The 16,792-nt window shown below is 42.6% G+C and carries 8 protein-coding genes, 4 rRNA genes and 1 riboswitch; all 12 genes read left to right on the top strand.

All coding sequences use genetic code 11. The annotated features are described in order from the left end of the window. Nucleotides 1–99 precede the first annotated feature (99 nt). The 12 genes from guaA to JFU24_RS14560 all read left to right on the top strand — a co-directional run bounded on the left by guaA (nt 100) and on the right by JFU24_RS14560 (nt 16,754). Entirely contained in the window at nt 100–1,620 is a 1,521-nt protein-coding gene (guaA, locus tag JFU24_RS14615; protein ID WP_201188434.1) for a glutamine-hydrolyzing GMP synthase, read from the top strand. Nucleotides 1,621–1,887: 267 nt separating this feature from the next. Beyond that, complete coding sequence (locus tag JFU24_RS14610) at nt 1,888–2,151, top strand: toll/interleukin-1 receptor domain-containing protein (RefSeq protein ID WP_201250145.1); 264 nt, start codon at nt 1,888–1,890, stop codon at nt 2,149–2,151. Nucleotides 2,152–2,170: 19 nt separating this feature from the next. Beyond that, nucleotides 2,171–2,704, top strand: a complete 534-nt coding sequence (locus tag JFU24_RS14605) for a hypothetical protein (protein ID WP_201250144.1) — start codon at nt 2,171–2,173, stop codon at nt 2,702–2,704. Between the two features lie 24 nt (nt 2,705–2,728). Further along, nucleotides 2,729–3,364, top strand: a complete 636-nt coding sequence (locus JFU24_RS14600) for a hypothetical protein (protein ID WP_201250143.1) — start codon at nt 2,729–2,731, stop codon at nt 3,362–3,364. 78 nt (nt 3,365–3,442) lie between these two features. Beyond that, nucleotides 3,443–4,111: a DUF6037 family protein gene (locus JFU24_RS14595; protein ID WP_242485342.1), complete on the top strand. Its 669-nt coding sequence runs from the start codon at nt 3,443–3,445 to the stop codon at nt 4,109–4,111. Between the two features lie 423 nt (nt 4,112–4,534). Next, a riboswitch (purine riboswitch) is annotated at nt 4,535–4,636 on the top strand. A 108-nt stretch (nt 4,637–4,744) separates the two neighbouring features. Continuing rightward, entirely contained in the window at nt 4,745–6,076 is a 1,332-nt protein-coding gene (locus JFU24_RS14590) for an NCS2 family permease (protein ID WP_053348900.1), read from the top strand. A 146-nt stretch (nt 6,077–6,222) separates the two neighbouring features. Continuing rightward, nucleotides 6,223–7,065 (top strand): glucose PTS transporter transcription antiterminator GlcT, encoded by an 843-nt coding sequence (gene glcT / locus JFU24_RS14585; protein ID WP_201188409.1) that lies wholly within the window; start codon nt 6,223–6,225, stop codon nt 7,063–7,065. 215 nt (nt 7,066–7,280) lie between these two features. Continuing rightward, nucleotides 7,281–9,350, top strand: coding sequence for a glucose-specific PTS transporter subunit IIBC (gene ptsG, locus JFU24_RS14580; RefSeq protein ID WP_201250142.1), 2,070 nt, complete (start codon nt 7,281–7,283; stop codon nt 9,348–9,350). 450 nt (nt 9,351–9,800) lie between these two features. Beyond that, nucleotides 9,801–11,350: ribosomal RNA gene (locus tag JFU24_RS14575) — 16S ribosomal RNA — on the top strand. Between the two features lie 175 nt (nt 11,351–11,525). Next, nucleotides 11,526–14,460, top strand: a 23S ribosomal RNA gene (locus tag JFU24_RS14570). A gap of 61 nt (nt 14,461–14,521) precedes the next feature. Beyond that, nucleotides 14,522–14,637, top strand: a 5S ribosomal RNA gene (rrf, locus tag JFU24_RS14565). 565 nt (nt 14,638–15,202) lie between these two features. Beyond that, nucleotides 15,203–16,754 (top strand): 16S ribosomal RNA (locus JFU24_RS14560). Together the 16S, 23S and 5S rRNA genes form the textbook arrangement of a ribosomal RNA operon. Nucleotides 16,755–16,792 lie beyond the last annotated feature (38 nt).

Below are 16,792 nucleotides of genomic sequence, written 5' to 3'. Positions count from 1 at the left end.
TATTTTTTATAAGAAACTATCACTCGATTTTTTGGGTGAATTACATTGATAGAGGTGACGTTTGTGCCGGGGAAAACAGAATTGCAAAAAAACCAGGAAATGATCGTAGTACTTGATTTCGGAAGCCAATATAATCAATTGATTACTCGTCGTATTCGTGAATTTGGTGTGTACAGTGAGCTTCATCCTCATACAATTACAGCAGAAGAAATTCTAAAAATGAATCCAACTGGGATTATTTTTTCAGGCGGTCCGAACAGTGTGTATGATGCATCTGCATTTGGGTGCGATGAGCGCATTTTCGAATTAGGTCTGCCGATTTTCGGTATTTGTTATGGTATGCAGCTAATGACGAAACATTTTGGCGGAAAAGTGGAGCCAGCTAAAAACCGTGAATACGGAAAAGCAACACTTGCCATTCAAAATGATTCTAAGTTATTCGGCGATCTGCCAAAAGAACAAATTGTCTGGATGAGCCATGGTGATTTAGTTGTCGAAACGCCTGAAGGTTTCACCATCGATGGAACGAACCCATCTTGCCCGATCTCAGCTATGAGTGATGAGTCACGTAAATTGTATGCAGTACAATTCCATCCAGAAGTACGTCATTCTGTATACGGAAATGATATTTTGAAAAATTTCGTATTTGGCGTTTGTGGCTGCAAAGGCGACTGGTCCATGGAAAACTTCATTGAAGTCGAAATGGAAAAAATCCGTCAAACGGTCGGAGATAAAAAAGTACTATGCGCTTTGAGCGGCGGAGTGGATTCATCCGTTGTTGCTGTATTGATCCATAAGGCAATTGGCGATCAGTTAACATGTATTTTCGTTGATCATGGATTGCTGCGTAAAGGGGAAGCCGAAGGTGTAATGAAAACATTCAGTGAAGGCTTTAATATGAACGTAATTAAAGTCGATGCAGCTGAGCGTTTCCTTTCGAAACTTGCTGGCGTTTCCGATCCGGAACAAAAACGGAAAATTATCGGTAATGAGTTCATCTACGTATTCGATGATGAAGCAACGAAGCTTGAAGGTATTGATTTCCTTGCACAAGGAACACTTTACACAGACATTATTGAAAGTGGTACGGCTACTGCACAAACAATTAAATCGCATCATAATGTTGGCGGTCTGCCGGAAGATATGCAATTTAAACTGATTGAGCCATTGAATACTCTATTCAAGGATGAAGTGCGTGCACTTGGAAGTGAAATGGGGATTCCAGATGAAATCGTTTGGCGTCAGCCGTTCCCTGGACCAGGTTTAGGTATTCGTGTATTAGGGGAAATATCGGATGAAAAACTTGAAATCGTTCGTGAATCTGATCATATCTTACGTGAAGAAATTAAAAATAATGGTTTGGAACGTGAAATCTGGCAGTACTTCACGGTGCTTCCTAATATCCGTAGTGTAGGGGTAATGGGCGATGCTCGTACGTATGATTACACAATTGGTATTCGTGCGGTTACATCCATTGACGGAATGACTTCAGATTGGGCTAGAATTCCATGGGATGTACTTGAAATCATCTCAACAAGAATCGTTAATGAAGTAAACCACGTAAACCGCGTCGTGTATGACATTACGTCTAAGCCACCTGCAACAATTGAGTGGGAATAGATATTAGATAGCAATTAAAAAGCTTGGAAAGCCTATGTAGATAGGTTTTTCCAAGCTTTTTTGTTTGAGTGATACCAGAGTTTTATTTTTATGGGAAATTTATATTGTATAGTGATTTCTATTCAGAAGTTTTAAACTTAATTTCCCTATTGATAAAATATATGAAATTTTAATTATAAAATTATATGTAGTAATGTACAATTAATTCAAAAGTCATTTTGAATATTATTTAGAAAATGTTTAGAGATTTAGTTAAGGAGGAGTTGTATGTCGAGTGAAAAAAATGATACAAGTATCCCCGATACAATTTTTATTAGCCATGCTAGTAGTGATGAAAAATATGTAAAAGAGTTAGTTAATTTATTAGTTCCTTTACATATTCCAAATATAGTTTGCAGTTCGCTAAATCGTTATCATATTCCGAATGATGTTGATATATATGATTATTTAGCTGATAAACTTAATGGAACTGGTCGAGTTATATTTGTTTTATCAAAAAATTATTATGATAGTGCAGACATGTTTAAATGAAATGGGTGCTTGTTGGATATTGAATAAAAATTATACAACTATTTTGACTCCTAATTTTGATTATGAAAATATTGCTGGGGCGGTTAATCCCAACCAAATGGCCTTTAAATTAAATAATGAAGACAGATTATGTGAATTTGTTGAAGGGATAAAACAGGAATTTTCCGTAAAAGGTTTGCCGACAATGGAGTTTGTTGAATTAGTTAGTCAGACTGCTAAAAATGTAAGCGATTTTGCATACGATGAAAAAATTCAGACTGAAAAGCTTAATTGGAAAATTGAAAGTTGTAGAAACCGAGAAGGAAAATTAGCTGTTGCTTTGAGAATTATTAATCCAACAAATGATAAAATTAACGTAGACTCCGTTGTTTTTAATTTCAAAGATGCAGATCAAAATGTTTTAAGAGTTGAAGAACCTGTAGATTTATCACTCCGTAAAAATGAAAATATAATTTTTTCTTTTGACTTAGATTACGGCGATAGTAATTATAATATTTATAATCATCCTGTAAATCAAAATGTACAGTTGCGTACATATATTGATGCATGGTAGGAGGTAGATAAAATGAGGGTCTATTTGAATTCAGAACAAGAAAAAGTGAAAGAAAAAATACAAAATTTATATAATGAGGCTATGGGATATTTTGCTGGCAAAACATCAGAAATACCATCAGACCGTATGGAGAAACTTATTAGTGAAATGGGAGACTTATCTCATGAACTACATATGCAATTAGAGCCTAGACCTAAACATCACAAAAATATGATTGAAAATAGTGGGATGGAACCAGAAAATCCAGAGTTTTATTATCATATTCATCCTGTGGAAGATTTACTGAAATATCTAGAGGATTCTAATGCTAATAATGACCCAGAGGATATTACTTTAGATGAAGAGTTTACTTTGAAAATCTATACAAGAAGATGGGGACATTATGACCGATATAAGGTTATTCGTAATAAAGATGGATGGAAAATTTCTCATTTAGCTCATAATGGGCAAGGGGGAAAAAATGGAGAACCGATTTTAAGTTACATTTTGAGAAATGATAGTGTTTCATATCCACAAAACCTTCCGTATATTATAGAGGATATTTGGATTAGAGCTGAAGAAGAAGGATTAACAAAAACACAAGTTCAGGATATGTTAAATAGAGTAGCGGAGTGGATAAGTATCGTAGAGGAAAATTATCCTAATGATATTGCAAGGTAATAAAACCTGGAAAGAGTGTATCGAATTTAAAAGCATTATTAATGCAAGAAAAACTGAACTTATATAGGGGATGTTATTTTGGGTGCCTATATCTTATTAAATAATCTTTTCGCACTATCTAAATCTATGAAAAGAGAAAGCCTTGATTATCAAGTGATAAATGATATTAAGTACAATAAAGACTTGATGATATGTGCACTTTTTAAATTTGACTATGTGAATTTGAAAAATAAGGCGTATGATGACCAAACATCCCAGAAAGAATATTTGTTGGGGTTATTTAAAAAAAGGACTAATGAATATTTACATTTACCTTTGATTCATAGGGTAAGTGAAAATTTTGAAGCATTTGAATTACCAAAAAGGCTTGATGAAGATTTGTATAAGCAACTTCGAGATTTTTTAGAAATCAATTATTCAGAAAACGGAGAATTTAGACCTGTTGATTTTTTTAATGCACTAAATAGTGCAATACCAACAAAGGCTAGTGATCGTAATCTAGATAGAAGGGTATGTTCTTATTCATATCCAACTACTTCTGATAATGAGCGTGAAAAAATCTATTTTTATCGTTTTCGTGATAATGATAAAAGAGGCGAAAAGCGTAGCTTAGAAAACTATGAAAAAACACAAAAACTACTTCCGTATGCTAACGAAATCATCAGAGGGAGAAACATCTCTGTATGTTTTACTGATACGCCAAAAGATATTGATAAAGAAAAAGAAGAAATAAAAAGCCCAAAATAAAGTCTATTTAAAGTTTGTGATACCAACATGATACCAATCAGAATTGATTTTATGGGTTAAAAGTTTTCTTAAACTACTGTAAACATTGTTATAATGACATTTCAATATACATCAATTTTTATGTTTTATCGAGTGGGAATAGAATAAAAACATCTGATCAGTGAAGGGTTTAACCTTCACTGATTTTTTTATTTAAGTTAAGTTGCTCTATTTATCCAGTTTTAGCATGATTCGTTTATTAAAATAGGTTTCCTAGACTAGTGAAAAAGGGGAAGGATAGGTTGAATGCTTACATTTTACGTATGTTTATGGGTGTATAATCATTATAATTAGGACCAAAAGCGAACATTGTCTAAAATTACATATAAAATATTCGTTTAAGATATTGACGATTATTTTTGTGACTGGTACACTATACCTATAATAATAAAAAAACATAATTGTCGTATAATATTGGGGATATGGCCCAAAAGTTTCTACCAGGCTGCCGTTAACAGCTTGACTACGATGTGAATGAATTGGTGAGTTAGGATATAACTGCCACTTCTTTACATATTAGTAGTCAAGCCCGATTCGGAAGCGAATGGGGCATTTTCCTTTTGGCTTACGATTCTATGATAGGGGAGACTCATAATGAAGAATTACTTTCGGTTTAATGAACTGGGAACTAATTATCGTCGGGAAATACTGGGTGGTTTAACAACGTTCCTTTCTATGGCGTATATCCTGGTTGTAAACCCTGTGATGTTAACTTTACAAAGCATCGAGGACTACCCAGATGAATTAAGAATGGATTACGGAGCAGTTTTTGCCGCGACAGCCTTAGCCGCTGCGATAGGTTCAATACTGATGGGGCTCATAGCCAGGTATCCAATATCTCTTGCTCCAGGTATGGGCTTGAATGCATTCTTTGCTTTTACCGTTGTACTTGGTTTTGGAATACCATGGCAGACAGCTCTAACAGGAGTTTTGATCTCAGGGATAATCTTCGTTCTACTGTCTCTATCAGGAATACGAGAGAAAATTATTAATGCAATTCCAGTTGAATTGAAATATGCCGTTGGAGCGGGTATTGGCTTGTTCATTACCTTTGTAGGGTTCCAAAATGCAGGAATTATTACGAATGATGATAGCGTGCTTGTCGGTCTAGGTGACCTAACATCAGGAAATACTTTATTAGCTGTGTTCGGGATTGTCGTAACTGTTATATTAATGACAAAAGGCGTAAAAAGCGGCGTGTTCATAGGGATGGTCATTACGGCTATCGCAGGAATGATATTTGGACAAGTGCCGGTTCCAGATAAAATAATCGGGGCAGTTCCAAGCATTGCACCAACATTTGGAGTTGCATTTGATGCATTCGGAAATCCAGGTGAGCTATTCACTGGTCAAATGTTAATCGTTATTTTAACCTTCTTATTTGTAGCGTTCTTTGATACAGCAGGTACGTTAGTGGCTGTTGCTCAGCAAGCAGGTTTGATGAAGGATAATATTCTTCCGAGAGTAGGTAAAGGGTTGCTTGCTGATTCTCTATCCATCGTTTCAGGTGCAATTCTAGGAACATCAACTACAACATCTTATGTAGAGTCAACATCGGGTGTTGCTGCTGGTGCCCGAAGCGGTTTTGCAGCTGTGGTTACAGGTTTGCTATTTGTCCTATCCCTTTTCTTCTTCCCGCTTCTTTCCGTTGTGACATCAGCGGTAACTGCGCCAGCGTTGGTTATAGTGGGTGTATTAATGGCATCCTCACTTAAAAACATTGACTGGCATAAGTTTGAAGTGGCAGTACCAGCCTTCTTCACAGTTATCATGATGCCGATGACATATTCGATTGCAACAGGGATTGCTTGTGGTTTTATCTTTTATCCCATCACGATGTCAATGAAAGGGAGAGCGAAAGAAGTTCATCCAATTATGTGGGGTCTTGGAGTCGTCTTCCTTCTATACTTTATTTTCTTGAAGTAATAATAAGAGCAAGTGAGAAGGGTCCCGTTTATGGGGCCCTTCTTTCATGTTGTAAGGGAAAGGTCAATTCGTGTATAGTAAAAGTACCAAGTATTTTATCCGGTATAGGACATATGGATGATTTTTCGAAAAAATGAGGGAGAATAATGAATGGTTTTATCGTTGAAAAGGTTTTGAACAATAACGTGGTAATTGCCACTCATTCGTCGTATGGTGAAGTCGTTTCAATTGGAAAGGGCATAGGATTCAACCGAAAGAAAGGCGAAGAATTAAGTCCAGATCTTGCAGAGAAAACGTTTGTTTTAAAAAATGTGAAAGAACAGGAAAGCTACAAAAAGCTTTTGCCAAAGATTGATCAAAATCTGCAAGCAGCAATAATAGAATCCATTCATCTTATTAACAATCGAGTGTCAGGGAAACTTAATGAACATATACATGTCGGATTAACCGATCATTTACTGTTCGCCCTTCAGCGTGTTTCACAAGGAATGACTATTAAAAACCCATTCTTAAAAGAAACGATAACCCTCTATCCTTTTGAACATGATATTGCAGTTGATGTCATTGACCTAATCGAAGATAAGACAGGTATAGGACTGCCACAAGGTGAAATTGGTTTTATTACGCTTCATATTCATAGTGCAATAGCGAATAAAGACCTCTCGGAAGTCAATCAGCACTCGCAACTAATTTATCATCTTATCCAAGTCGTTGAAGAACAGTTGGAAGTACAAATTAATAAGGATAGCGTTGATTATACGCGTCTGGTTCGTCATTTAAGGTTCATGATAGACCGTGTAATGGCAGGGGAAGAGGTAGACGAACCTGAAAAAATCGCATTGCTATTGAAAGAAGAATATCCATTGTGTTACAATATTTCATGGAAGCTAATAAAAATTATGCAACAGAAATTAGGCAAACCGGTTTTTGATGCGGAAGCTGTCTATCTAACGATGCATATTCAACGATTGCAAAAGAAAATTAAATAAAAATACATTAACTTACGTGTTACTGATTCGATCAGGCATAAGTGAGGAGAATGATTGTTCTGAAAGAGGGTATTATATACCTGAATTTTCATTTCAATCCTATCTTTGCTTATGCCTTTTTTGTATTCCAAAATCAGACACATAAGAGGATGAATTCAGTCATTATAATGTAAACGTTTTTATTAGCCTAAAAACAGTATAGAGGAGGAAAACCTATGTTTAAGAAGTTGTTTGGTGTTTTGCAAAAAATCGGAAAAGCTTTGATGCTTCCTGTGGCAATTTTACCAGCGGCCGGAATTTTGCTCGCGTTTGGTAATGCATTGCAAAACGAAACTTTGTTGGATATCGCTCCGTTTCTTGCAAGTGGTGGAGTAGAAATGGTCGCATCGGTTATGGAGAATGCCGGAAATATTATTTTTGGAAATCTTCCGCTATTGTTTGCTGTGGGGGTCGCAATTGGGTTAGCTGGTGGAGATGGTGTTGCCGGGCTGGCAGCGATCATCGGGTTCTTGATTATGAATGTAACAATGGGAACGGTACTTGGAATTGATGCTGCTGACATTGAGAACAATGGTGCTGTGTATAGCAATGTTCTTGGAATTCCAACTTTGGGAACGGGCGTCTTCGGCGGTATTATTGTCGGTGTCATGGCTGCAATAATGTATAATAAATTTTATGAAATTGAACTTCCTTCTTATTTAGGATTCTTTGCCGGTAAACGTTTTGTACCCATTGTAACAGCTGCAAGCGCAGTTGTACTTGGGTTGTTGATGATTTTGGTTTGGCCGACGATACAATCAGGGTTAAATGCATTTTCGGAAAATATGTTGGGTGCTAACCTAACTCTTGGAGCATTCGTGTTCGGAGTGGTAGAACGGGCGTTAATTCCGTTTGGATTGCATCATATTTTCTATTCCCCATTCTGGTTTGAATTTGGCAGCTATATCCCTCAAGCTGGTGGGAATCCAGTCAGAGGGGACCAAGCCATCTTCATGGCTCAAATTAAAGATGGAGTACAGAATTTAACAGCTGGTACCTTCATGACTGGTAAGTATCCATTTATGATGTTCGGGTTGCCAGCAGCTGCTTTAGCTATTTATCATGAAGCTCGACCAGAACGAAGGAAAATAGTCGGTGGCTTGATGGCTTCGGCTGCACTTACATCGTTCTTGACTGGGATTACAGAACCACTTGAATTTGCATTCTTATTTGTAGCACCGATACTTTTCGGTATTCATTGTGTGTTTGCTGGTCTTTCTTTCATGACTATGCATTTACTAGATGTGAAAATCGGGATGACGTTCTCAGGTGGTTTAATCGACTACGTACTGTTCGGTTTGATTAATCCTCAAACGAATGCTTGGATTGTTATTCCGGTTGGATTAGTCTTTGCGCTTATCTATTACTTTGGATTCCGATTTGCGATTCGGAAGTTTAATCTTAAAACTCCTGGTCGTGAAGTGGAAGAAGAGGATGAAGAAGAAGGGTCTACAAGTACAGCTGGAAGTCTTCCTGGAGATATCTTAGATGCAATGGGCGGAAAAGAAAACATCGCTCACTTAGATGCATGTATCACCCGCCTGCGTGTGTCAGTAAATAACATTGATAACGTTGATAAAAATAGATTGAAGAAACTTGGTGCGGCAGGGGTACTAGAAGTAGGGAATAACATCCAGGCCATCTTCGGTCCTCGTTCTGAAACAATTAAAGGACAAATGAAAGATATAATTGATGGAAAAAGACCTCGTAAAGTTGAAGTGTCTCCTGAAAAGGGTGTAGAGGATCAAATTGAGGACATTGTTCCAAAACCATTACGGACAGATACTGGTTCTGAGGGTTTTATTTCACCTATTAAAGGAGAAATCAAACCGATTACCGAGGTGCCTGACGCGGTTTTTGCTGAAAAAATGATGGGTGACGGCTTTGCAATCGTACCGGAGGATGGGTTAGTTGTTTCACCTGTAGATGGAACGATCGTTAATCTGTTCCCGACTAAACATGCAATAGGCATTGTTTCTGATGCGGGACGTGAAATCTTAATGCATGTGGGAATAGATACAGTTAAATTAGAAGGTAAAGGCTTCGAAGCACTTGTCGCTCAAGGAGATAAGGTGACAAGCGGACAGCCATTACTTAAAGTGGATATTGAGTATGTCAAAAATAATGCCACTTCTATAATCACGCCAATCGTCTTTACCAACCTTTCTGAAGGAGAAAGCGTGAAGATTGAAAAGAGTGGAAAAGTAGATAAAGAAGAAGCTAACATTATTTCTTTCAATAAATAAGGGTTATGGAACAGGGGGCAACAGTAATAAGTTGCCCCCTGTTTCAATTTATCCAGATTAACAGGATAAGTCTTTAAGGTTAAGATGAAAGATAGGAGATAAAAACCCGATAGTTTAACCTATTTACCTATAAAGAATGATATGGATTTTCATTATATATAGAAGAAGATGAGAGTCAATGAAATAAAATGAAGAAATATCCAAAATTAAATTGACTTGTCTGTATGCAGGTGCTAGTATATTAAATACACCGCTTGAGACAACGACGACAAGAAAGAAAAAAGATGAAACTTGTTGTTGACATGTTGTTTGAAAGGTGTTATGATAATAAAGTCGCTAACAGAGCGGCGAACATATTGCTCTTTGAAAACTGAACAAAACAAAGCGCCAACGTTAATTTTTAAAAGTGAGCACACACTATCAAAAAGCAAAATGAGCAAGTCAAACATTTCTTCGGAGAGTTTGATCCTGGCTCAGGACGAACGCTGGCGGCGTGCCTAATACATGCAAGTCGAGCGAATCGATGGGAGCTTGCTCCCTGAGATTAGCGGCGGACGGGTGAGTAACACGTGGGCAACCTGCCTATAAGACTGGGATAACTTCGGGAAACCGGAGCTAATACCGGATACGTTCTTTTCTCGCATGAGAGAAGATGGAAAGACGGTTTTGCTGTCACTTATAGATGGGCCCGCGGCGCATTAGCTAGTTGGTGAGGTAATGGCTCACCAAGGCGACGATGCGTAGCCGACCTGAGAGGGTGATCGGCCACACTGGGACTGAGACACGGCCCAGACTCCTACGGGAGGCAGCAGTAGGGAATCTTCCGCAATGGACGAAAGTCTGACGGAGCAACGCCGCGTGAACGAAGAAGGCCTTCGGGTCGTAAAGTTCTGTTGTTAGGGAAGAACAAGTACCAGAGTAACTGCTGGTACCTTGACGGTACCTAACCAGAAAGCCACGGCTAACTACGTGCCAGCAGCCGCGGTAATACGTAGGTGGCAAGCGTTGTCCGGAATTATTGGGCGTAAAGCGCGCGCAGGTGGTTCCTTAAGTCTGATGTGAAAGCCCACGGCTCAACCGTGGAGGGTCATTGGAAACTGGGGAACTTGAGTGCAGAAGAGGAAAGTGGAATTCCAAGTGTAGCGGTGAAATGCGTAGAGATTTGGAGGAACACCAGTGGCGAAGGCGACTTTCTGGTCTGTAACTGACACTGAGGCGCGAAAGCGTGGGGAGCAAACAGGATTAGATACCCTGGTAGTCCACGCCGTAAACGATGAGTGCTAAGTGTTAGAGGGTTTCCGCCCTTTAGTGCTGCAGCTAACGCATTAAGCACTCCGCCTGGGGAGTACGGCCGCAAGGCTGAAACTCAAAGGAATTGACGGGGGCCCGCACAAGCGGTGGAGCATGTGGTTTAATTCGAAGCAACGCGAAGAACCTTACCAGGTCTTGACATCCTCTGACAACCCTAGAGATAGGGCGTTCCCCTTCGGGGGACAGAGTGACAGGTGGTGCATGGTTGTCGTCAGCTCGTGTCGTGAGATGTTGGGTTAAGTCCCGCAACGAGCGCAACCCTTGATCTTAGTTGCCAGCATTCAGTTGGGCACTCTAAGGTGACTGCCGGTGACAAACCGGAGGAAGGTGGGGATGACGTCAAATCATCATGCCCCTTATGACCTGGGCTACACACGTGCTACAATGGATGGTACAAAGGGCTGCAAACCTGCGAAGGTAAGCGAATCCCATAAAGCCATTCTCAGTTCGGATTGTAGGCTGCAACTCGCCTACATGAAGCCGGAATCGCTAGTAATCGCGGATCAGCATGCCGCGGTGAATACGTTCCCGGGCCTTGTACACACCGCCCGTCACACCACGAGAGTTTGTAACACCCGAAGTCGGTGAGGTAACCTTTATGGAGCCAGCCGCCTAAGGTGGGACAGATGATTGGGGTGAAGTCGTAACAAGGTAGCCGTATCGGAAGGTGCGGCTGGATCACCTCCTTTCTAAGGATAAATACGAGAGCGCTTTTGTTTTGTTCAGTTTTGAATGAGTAATTCATTCAGATACGAAAGATCTCATCACGTTGTGATGAAGTTTTTTCTTCTTTGTTCCTTGAAAACTAGATAATAGATAGAAGGCAATTAATTTTTTCAAAGCATCAGTAAGATCTTTTTTAACGGTTAAGTTAGAAAGGGCGCACGGTGGATGCCTTGGCACTAGGAGCCGATGAAGGACGGGACTAACACCGATATGCTTCGGGGAGCTGTAAGTAAGCTTTGATCCGGAGATTTCCGAATGGGGAAACCCACTGTTCGTAATGGAACAGTATCTTTACCTGAATACATAGGGTACTGAAGGCAGACCCGGGGAACTGAAACATCTAAGTACCCGGAGGAAGAGAAAGCAAATGCGATTTCCTGAGTAGCGGCGAGCGAAACGGAATTAGCCCAAACCAAGAGGCTTGCCTCTTGGGGTTGTAGGACACTCAACATGGAGTTACAAAGGAACGGGGTAAATGAAGTGATCTGGAAAGGTCCGTCAAAGAAGGTAAAAACCCTGTAGTTGAAACTTCGTTCCCTCCTGAGTGGATCCTGAGTACGGCGGGACACGAGAAATCCCGTCGGAAGCAGGGAGGACCATCTCCCAAGGCTAAATACTACCTAGTGACCGATAGTGAACCAGTACCGTGAGGGAAAGGTGAAAAGCACCCCGGAAGGGGAGTGAAATAGATCCTGAAACCGTGTGCCTACAAGTAGTCAAAGCCCGTTAATGGGTAATGGCGTGCCTTTTGTAGAATGAACCGGCGAGTTACGATTTCATGCGAGGTTAAGTTGATAAGACGGAGCCGCAGCTGAAAGCGAGTCTGAATAGGGCGAATGAGTATGAGGTCGTAGACCCGAAACCAGGTGATCTACCCATGTCCAGGGTGAAGTTCAGGTAACACTGAATGGAGGCCCGAACCCACGCACGTTGAAAAGTGCGGGGATGAGGTGTGGGTAGCGGAGAAATTCCAATCGAACCTGGAGATAGCTGGTTCTCTCCGAAATAGCTTTAGGGCTAGCCTCAAGATGAGAGTATTGGAGGTAGAGCACTGATTGGACTAGGGGCCCCCAACGGGTTACCGAATTCAGTCAAACTCCGAATGCCAAATACTTATTCTTGGGAGTCAGACTGCGAGTGATAAGATCCGTAGTCGAAAGGGAAACAGCCCAGACCACCAGCTAAGGTCCCAAAGTATACGTTAAGTGGAAAAGGATGTGGAGTTGCTTAGACAACCAGGATGTTGGCTCAGAAGCAGCCATCATTTAAAGAGTGCGTAATAGCTCACTGGTCGAGTGACTCCGCGCCGAAAATGTACCGGGGCTAAACGTATCACCGAAGCTGTGGATTGACACCGTATGGTGTCGATGGTAGGAGAGCGTTCTAAGGGCGTTGAAGTCAGACCGGAAGGACTGGTGGAGCGCTTAGAAGTGAGAATGCCGGTATGAGTAGCGAAAGAAGGGTGAGAATCCCTTCCACCGAATGCCTAAGGTTTCCTGAGGAAGGCTCGTCCGCTCAGGGTTAGTCGGGACCTAAGCCGAGGCCGAAAGGCGTAGGCGATGGACAACAGGTTGATATTCCTGTACCACCTATACATCGTTTGAACGATGGGGGGACGCAGAAGGATAGGGTAAGCGCGCTGTTGGATATGCGCGTCCAAGCAGTTAGGCCGGAAACGAGGCAAATCCCGTTTCCATTAAGGCGGAGCTGTGATGGCGAGGGAAATATAGTACCGAAGTTCCTGATTCCACGCTGCCAAGAAAAGCCTCTAGTGAGATGTAAGGTGCCCGTACCGCAAACCGACACAGGTAGGCGAGGAGAGAATCCTAAGGTGTGCGAGAGAACTCTCGTTAAGGAACTCGGCAAAATGACCCCGTAACTTCGGGAGAAGGGGTGCTTTTTAGGGTGAATAGCCCAGAAAAGCCGCAGTGAATAGGCCCAGGCGACTGTTTAGCAAAAACACAGGTCTCTGCGAAGCCGCAAGGCGAAGTATAGGGGCTGACACCTGCCCGGTGCTGGAAGGTTAAGGGGAGAGGTTAGCGCAAGCGAAGCTTTGAACCGAAGCCCCAGTAAACGGCGGCCGTAACTATAACGGTCCTAAGGTAGCGAAATTCCTTGTCGGGTAAGTTCCGACCCGCACGAAAGGTGTAACGATCTGGGCACTGTCTCAACGAGAGACTCGGTGAAATTATAGTACCTGTGAAGATGCAGGTTACCCGCGACAGGACGGAAAGACCCCGTGGAGCTTTACTGCAGACCTCGATATTGAATTTTGGTACAGCTTGTACAGGATAGGTAGGAGCCTGAGAAGCCGGAGCGCTAGCTTCGGTGGAGGCGTTGGTGGGATACTACCCTGGCTGTATTGAAATTCTAACCCGCGCCCCTTATCGGGGTGGGAGACAGTGTCAGGTGGGCAGTTTGACTGGGGCGGTCGCCTCCTAAAGAGTAACGGAGGCGCCCAAAGGTTCCCTCAGAATGGTTGGAAATCATTCGTAGAGTGTAAAGGCACAAGGGAGCTTGACTGCGAGACCTACAAGTCGAGCAGGGACGAAAGTCGGGCTTAGTGATCCGGTGGTTCCGCATGGAAGGGCCATCGCTCAACGGATAAAAGCTACCCCGGGGATAACAGGCTTATCTCCCCCAAGAGTCCACATCGACGGGGAGGTTTGGCACCTCGATGTCGGCTCATCGCATCCTGGGGCTGTAGTCGGTCCCAAGGGTTGGGCTGTTCGCCCATTAAAGCGGTACGCGAGCTGGGTTCAGAACGTCGTGAGACAGTTCGGTCCCTATCCGTCGCGGGCGCAGGAAATTTGAGAGGAGCTGTCCTTAGTACGAGAGGACCGGGATGGACGCACCGCTGGTGTACCAGTTGTCTTGCCAAAGGCATAGCTGGGTAGCTACGTGCGGACGGGATAAGTGCTGAAAGCATCTAAGCATGAAGCCCCCTCGAGATGAGATTTCCCATAGCGCAAGCTAGTAAGATCCCTGAAAGATGATCAGGTTGATAGGTCAGAGGTGGAAGCGTGGCGACATGTGGAGCTGACTGATACTAATAGATCGAGGACTTAACCACGCTTTAAAAAATGAAATACCTTCTTATTATCTAGTTTTGAAGGAACAACGTTCCTTTATTGTTTGGTGGCGATAGCGAAGAGGTCACACCCGTTCCCATTCCGAACACGGCAGTTAAGCTCTTCAGCGCCGATGGTAGTTGGGGGTTTCCCCCTGTGAGAGTAGGACGCCGCCAAGCCATTTTGAAAAGATCAGCCATTCTGGCTGGTCTTTTTTTGCGTTTATATAATTTGAAAAGAGTATCTAGCAAAAAAATAAAGACTTTTATAAGGTCAGAATACAAGTGGGAATCATAAGGGCAAGACTAGCTTACCCCAGGAGCTGTTAAACTTAATAAGAAGACTTAAAGGGCATTCTTAATGGAGCTTAAAATAAAAATGTTTTTTTTATATATAATGTGTTGACTTTAAGGTAGGAAAGGATTAATATAAATAAGCACCAAGTACGACAAACAAAAAACTTCATCCACTTTTGGTAGATTACTAAAAGAAATAATAACTGTTGACTTCTTATTATGAAAATGTTAAGATGAAATGGTCGCTGAAAAACACAGCGATTTAAAACAAGTTAAAAACTTCGCAGAAGTTGACAACTAATCAATAGCGTGTTATGATGAATAAACAAGTTGTTCGAAAGAACGACGATAAAATTGCTCTTTGAAAACTGAACAAAACAAAGCGCCAACGTTAATTTTTTTAAGTGAGCACACACTATCAAAAAGCAAAATGAGCAAGTCAAACATTTCTTCGGAGAGTTTGATCCTGGCTCAGGACGAACGCTGGCGGCGTGCCTAATACATGCAAGTCGAGCGAATCGATGGGAGCTTGCTCCCTGAGATTAGCGGCGGACGGGTGAGTAACACGTGGGCAACCTGCCTATAAGACTGGGATAACTTCGGGAAACCGGAGCTAATACCGGATACGTTCTTTTCTCGCATGAGAGAAGATGGAAAGACGGTTTTGCTGTCACTTATAGATGGGCCCGCGGCGCATTAGCTAGTTGGTGAGGTAATGGCTCACCAAGGCGACGATGCGTAGCCGACCTGAGAGGGTGATCGGCCACACTGGGACTGAGACACGGCCCAGACTCCTACGGGAGGCAGCAGTAGGGAATCTTCCGCAATGGACGAAAGTCTGACGGAGCAACGCCGCGTGAACGAAGAAGGCCTTCGGGTCGTAAAGTTCTGTTGTTAGGGAAGAACAAGTACCAGAGTAACTGCTGGTACCTTGACGGTACCTAACCAGAAAGCCACGGCTAACTACGTGCCAGCAGCCGCGGTAATACGTAGGTGGCAAGCGTTGTCCGGAATTATTGGGCGTAAAGCGCGCGCAGGTGGTTCCTTAAGTCTGATGTGAAAGCCCACGGCTCAACCGTGGAGGGTCATTGGAAACTGGGGAACTTGAGTGCAGAAGAGGAAAGTGGAATTCCAAGTGTAGCGGTGAAATGCGTAGAGATTTGGAGGAACACCAGTGGCGAAGGCGACTTTCTGGTCTGTAACTGACACTGAGGCGCGAAAGCGTGGGGAGCAAACAGGATTAGATACCCTGGTAGTCCACGCCGTAAACGATGAGTGCTAAGTGTTAGAGGGTTTCCGCCCTTTAGTGCTCGCAGCCTAACGCATTAAGCACTCCGCCTGGGGAGTACGGCCGCAAGGCTGAAACTCAAAGGAATTGACGGGGGCCCGCACAAGCGGTGGAGCATGTGGTTTAATTCGAAGCAACGCGAAGAACCTTACCAGGTCTTGACATCCTCTGACAACCCTAGAGATAGGGCGTTCCCCTTCGGGGGACAGAGTGACAGGTGGTGCATGGTTGTCGTCAGCTCGTGTCGTGAGATGTTGGGTTAAGTCCCGCAACGAGCGCAACCCTTGATCTTAGTTGCCAGCATTCAGTTGGGCACTCTAAGGTGACTGCCGGTGACAAACCGGAGGAAGGTGGGGATGACGTCAAATCATCATGCCCCTTATGACCTGGGCTACACACGTGCTACAATGGATGGTACAAAGGGTCGCAAACCTGCGAAGGTAAGCGAATCCCATAAAGCCATTCTCAGTTCGGATTGTAGGTCGCAACTCGCCTACATGAAGCCGGAATCGCTAGTAATCGCGGATCAGCATGCCGCGGTGAATACGTTCCCGGGCCTTGTACACACCGCCCGTCACACCACGAGAGTTTGTAACACCCGAAGTCGGTGAGGTAACCTTTATGGAGCCAGCCGCCTAAGGTGGGACAGATGATTGGGGTGAAGTCGTAACAAGGTAGCCGTATCGGAAGGTGCGGCTGGATCACCTCCTTTCTAAGGATAAATACGAGAGCGCTTTTGTTTTGTTCAGT

It is taken from the genome of Peribacillus sp. TH27, from assembly GCF_016650915.1.
In the GTDB taxonomy this organism is placed as follows: domain Bacteria; phylum Bacillota; class Bacilli; order Bacillales; family DSM-1321; genus Peribacillus; species Peribacillus butanolivorans.
This window is presented reverse-complemented; position numbering and strand designations above follow the sequence as displayed.

Coding starts and splice junctions, on each gene's coding strand:
- JFU24_RS14610 (WP_201250145.1), top strand. CDS start 1,888: ATGTCGAGTGAAAAAAATGATACAAGTATCCCCGATACAATTTTTATT.
- guaA (WP_201188434.1), top strand. CDS start 100: ATGATCGTAGTACTTGATTTCGGAAGCCAATATAATCAATTGATTACT.
- JFU24_RS14590 (WP_053348900.1), top strand. CDS start 4,745: ATGAAGAATTACTTTCGGTTTAATGAACTGGGAACTAATTATCGTCGG.
- glcT (WP_201188409.1), top strand. CDS start 6,223: ATGAATGGTTTTATCGTTGAAAAGGTTTTGAACAATAACGTGGTAATT.
- ptsG (WP_201250142.1), top strand. CDS start 7,281: ATGTTTAAGAAGTTGTTTGGTGTTTTGCAAAAAATCGGAAAAGCTTTG.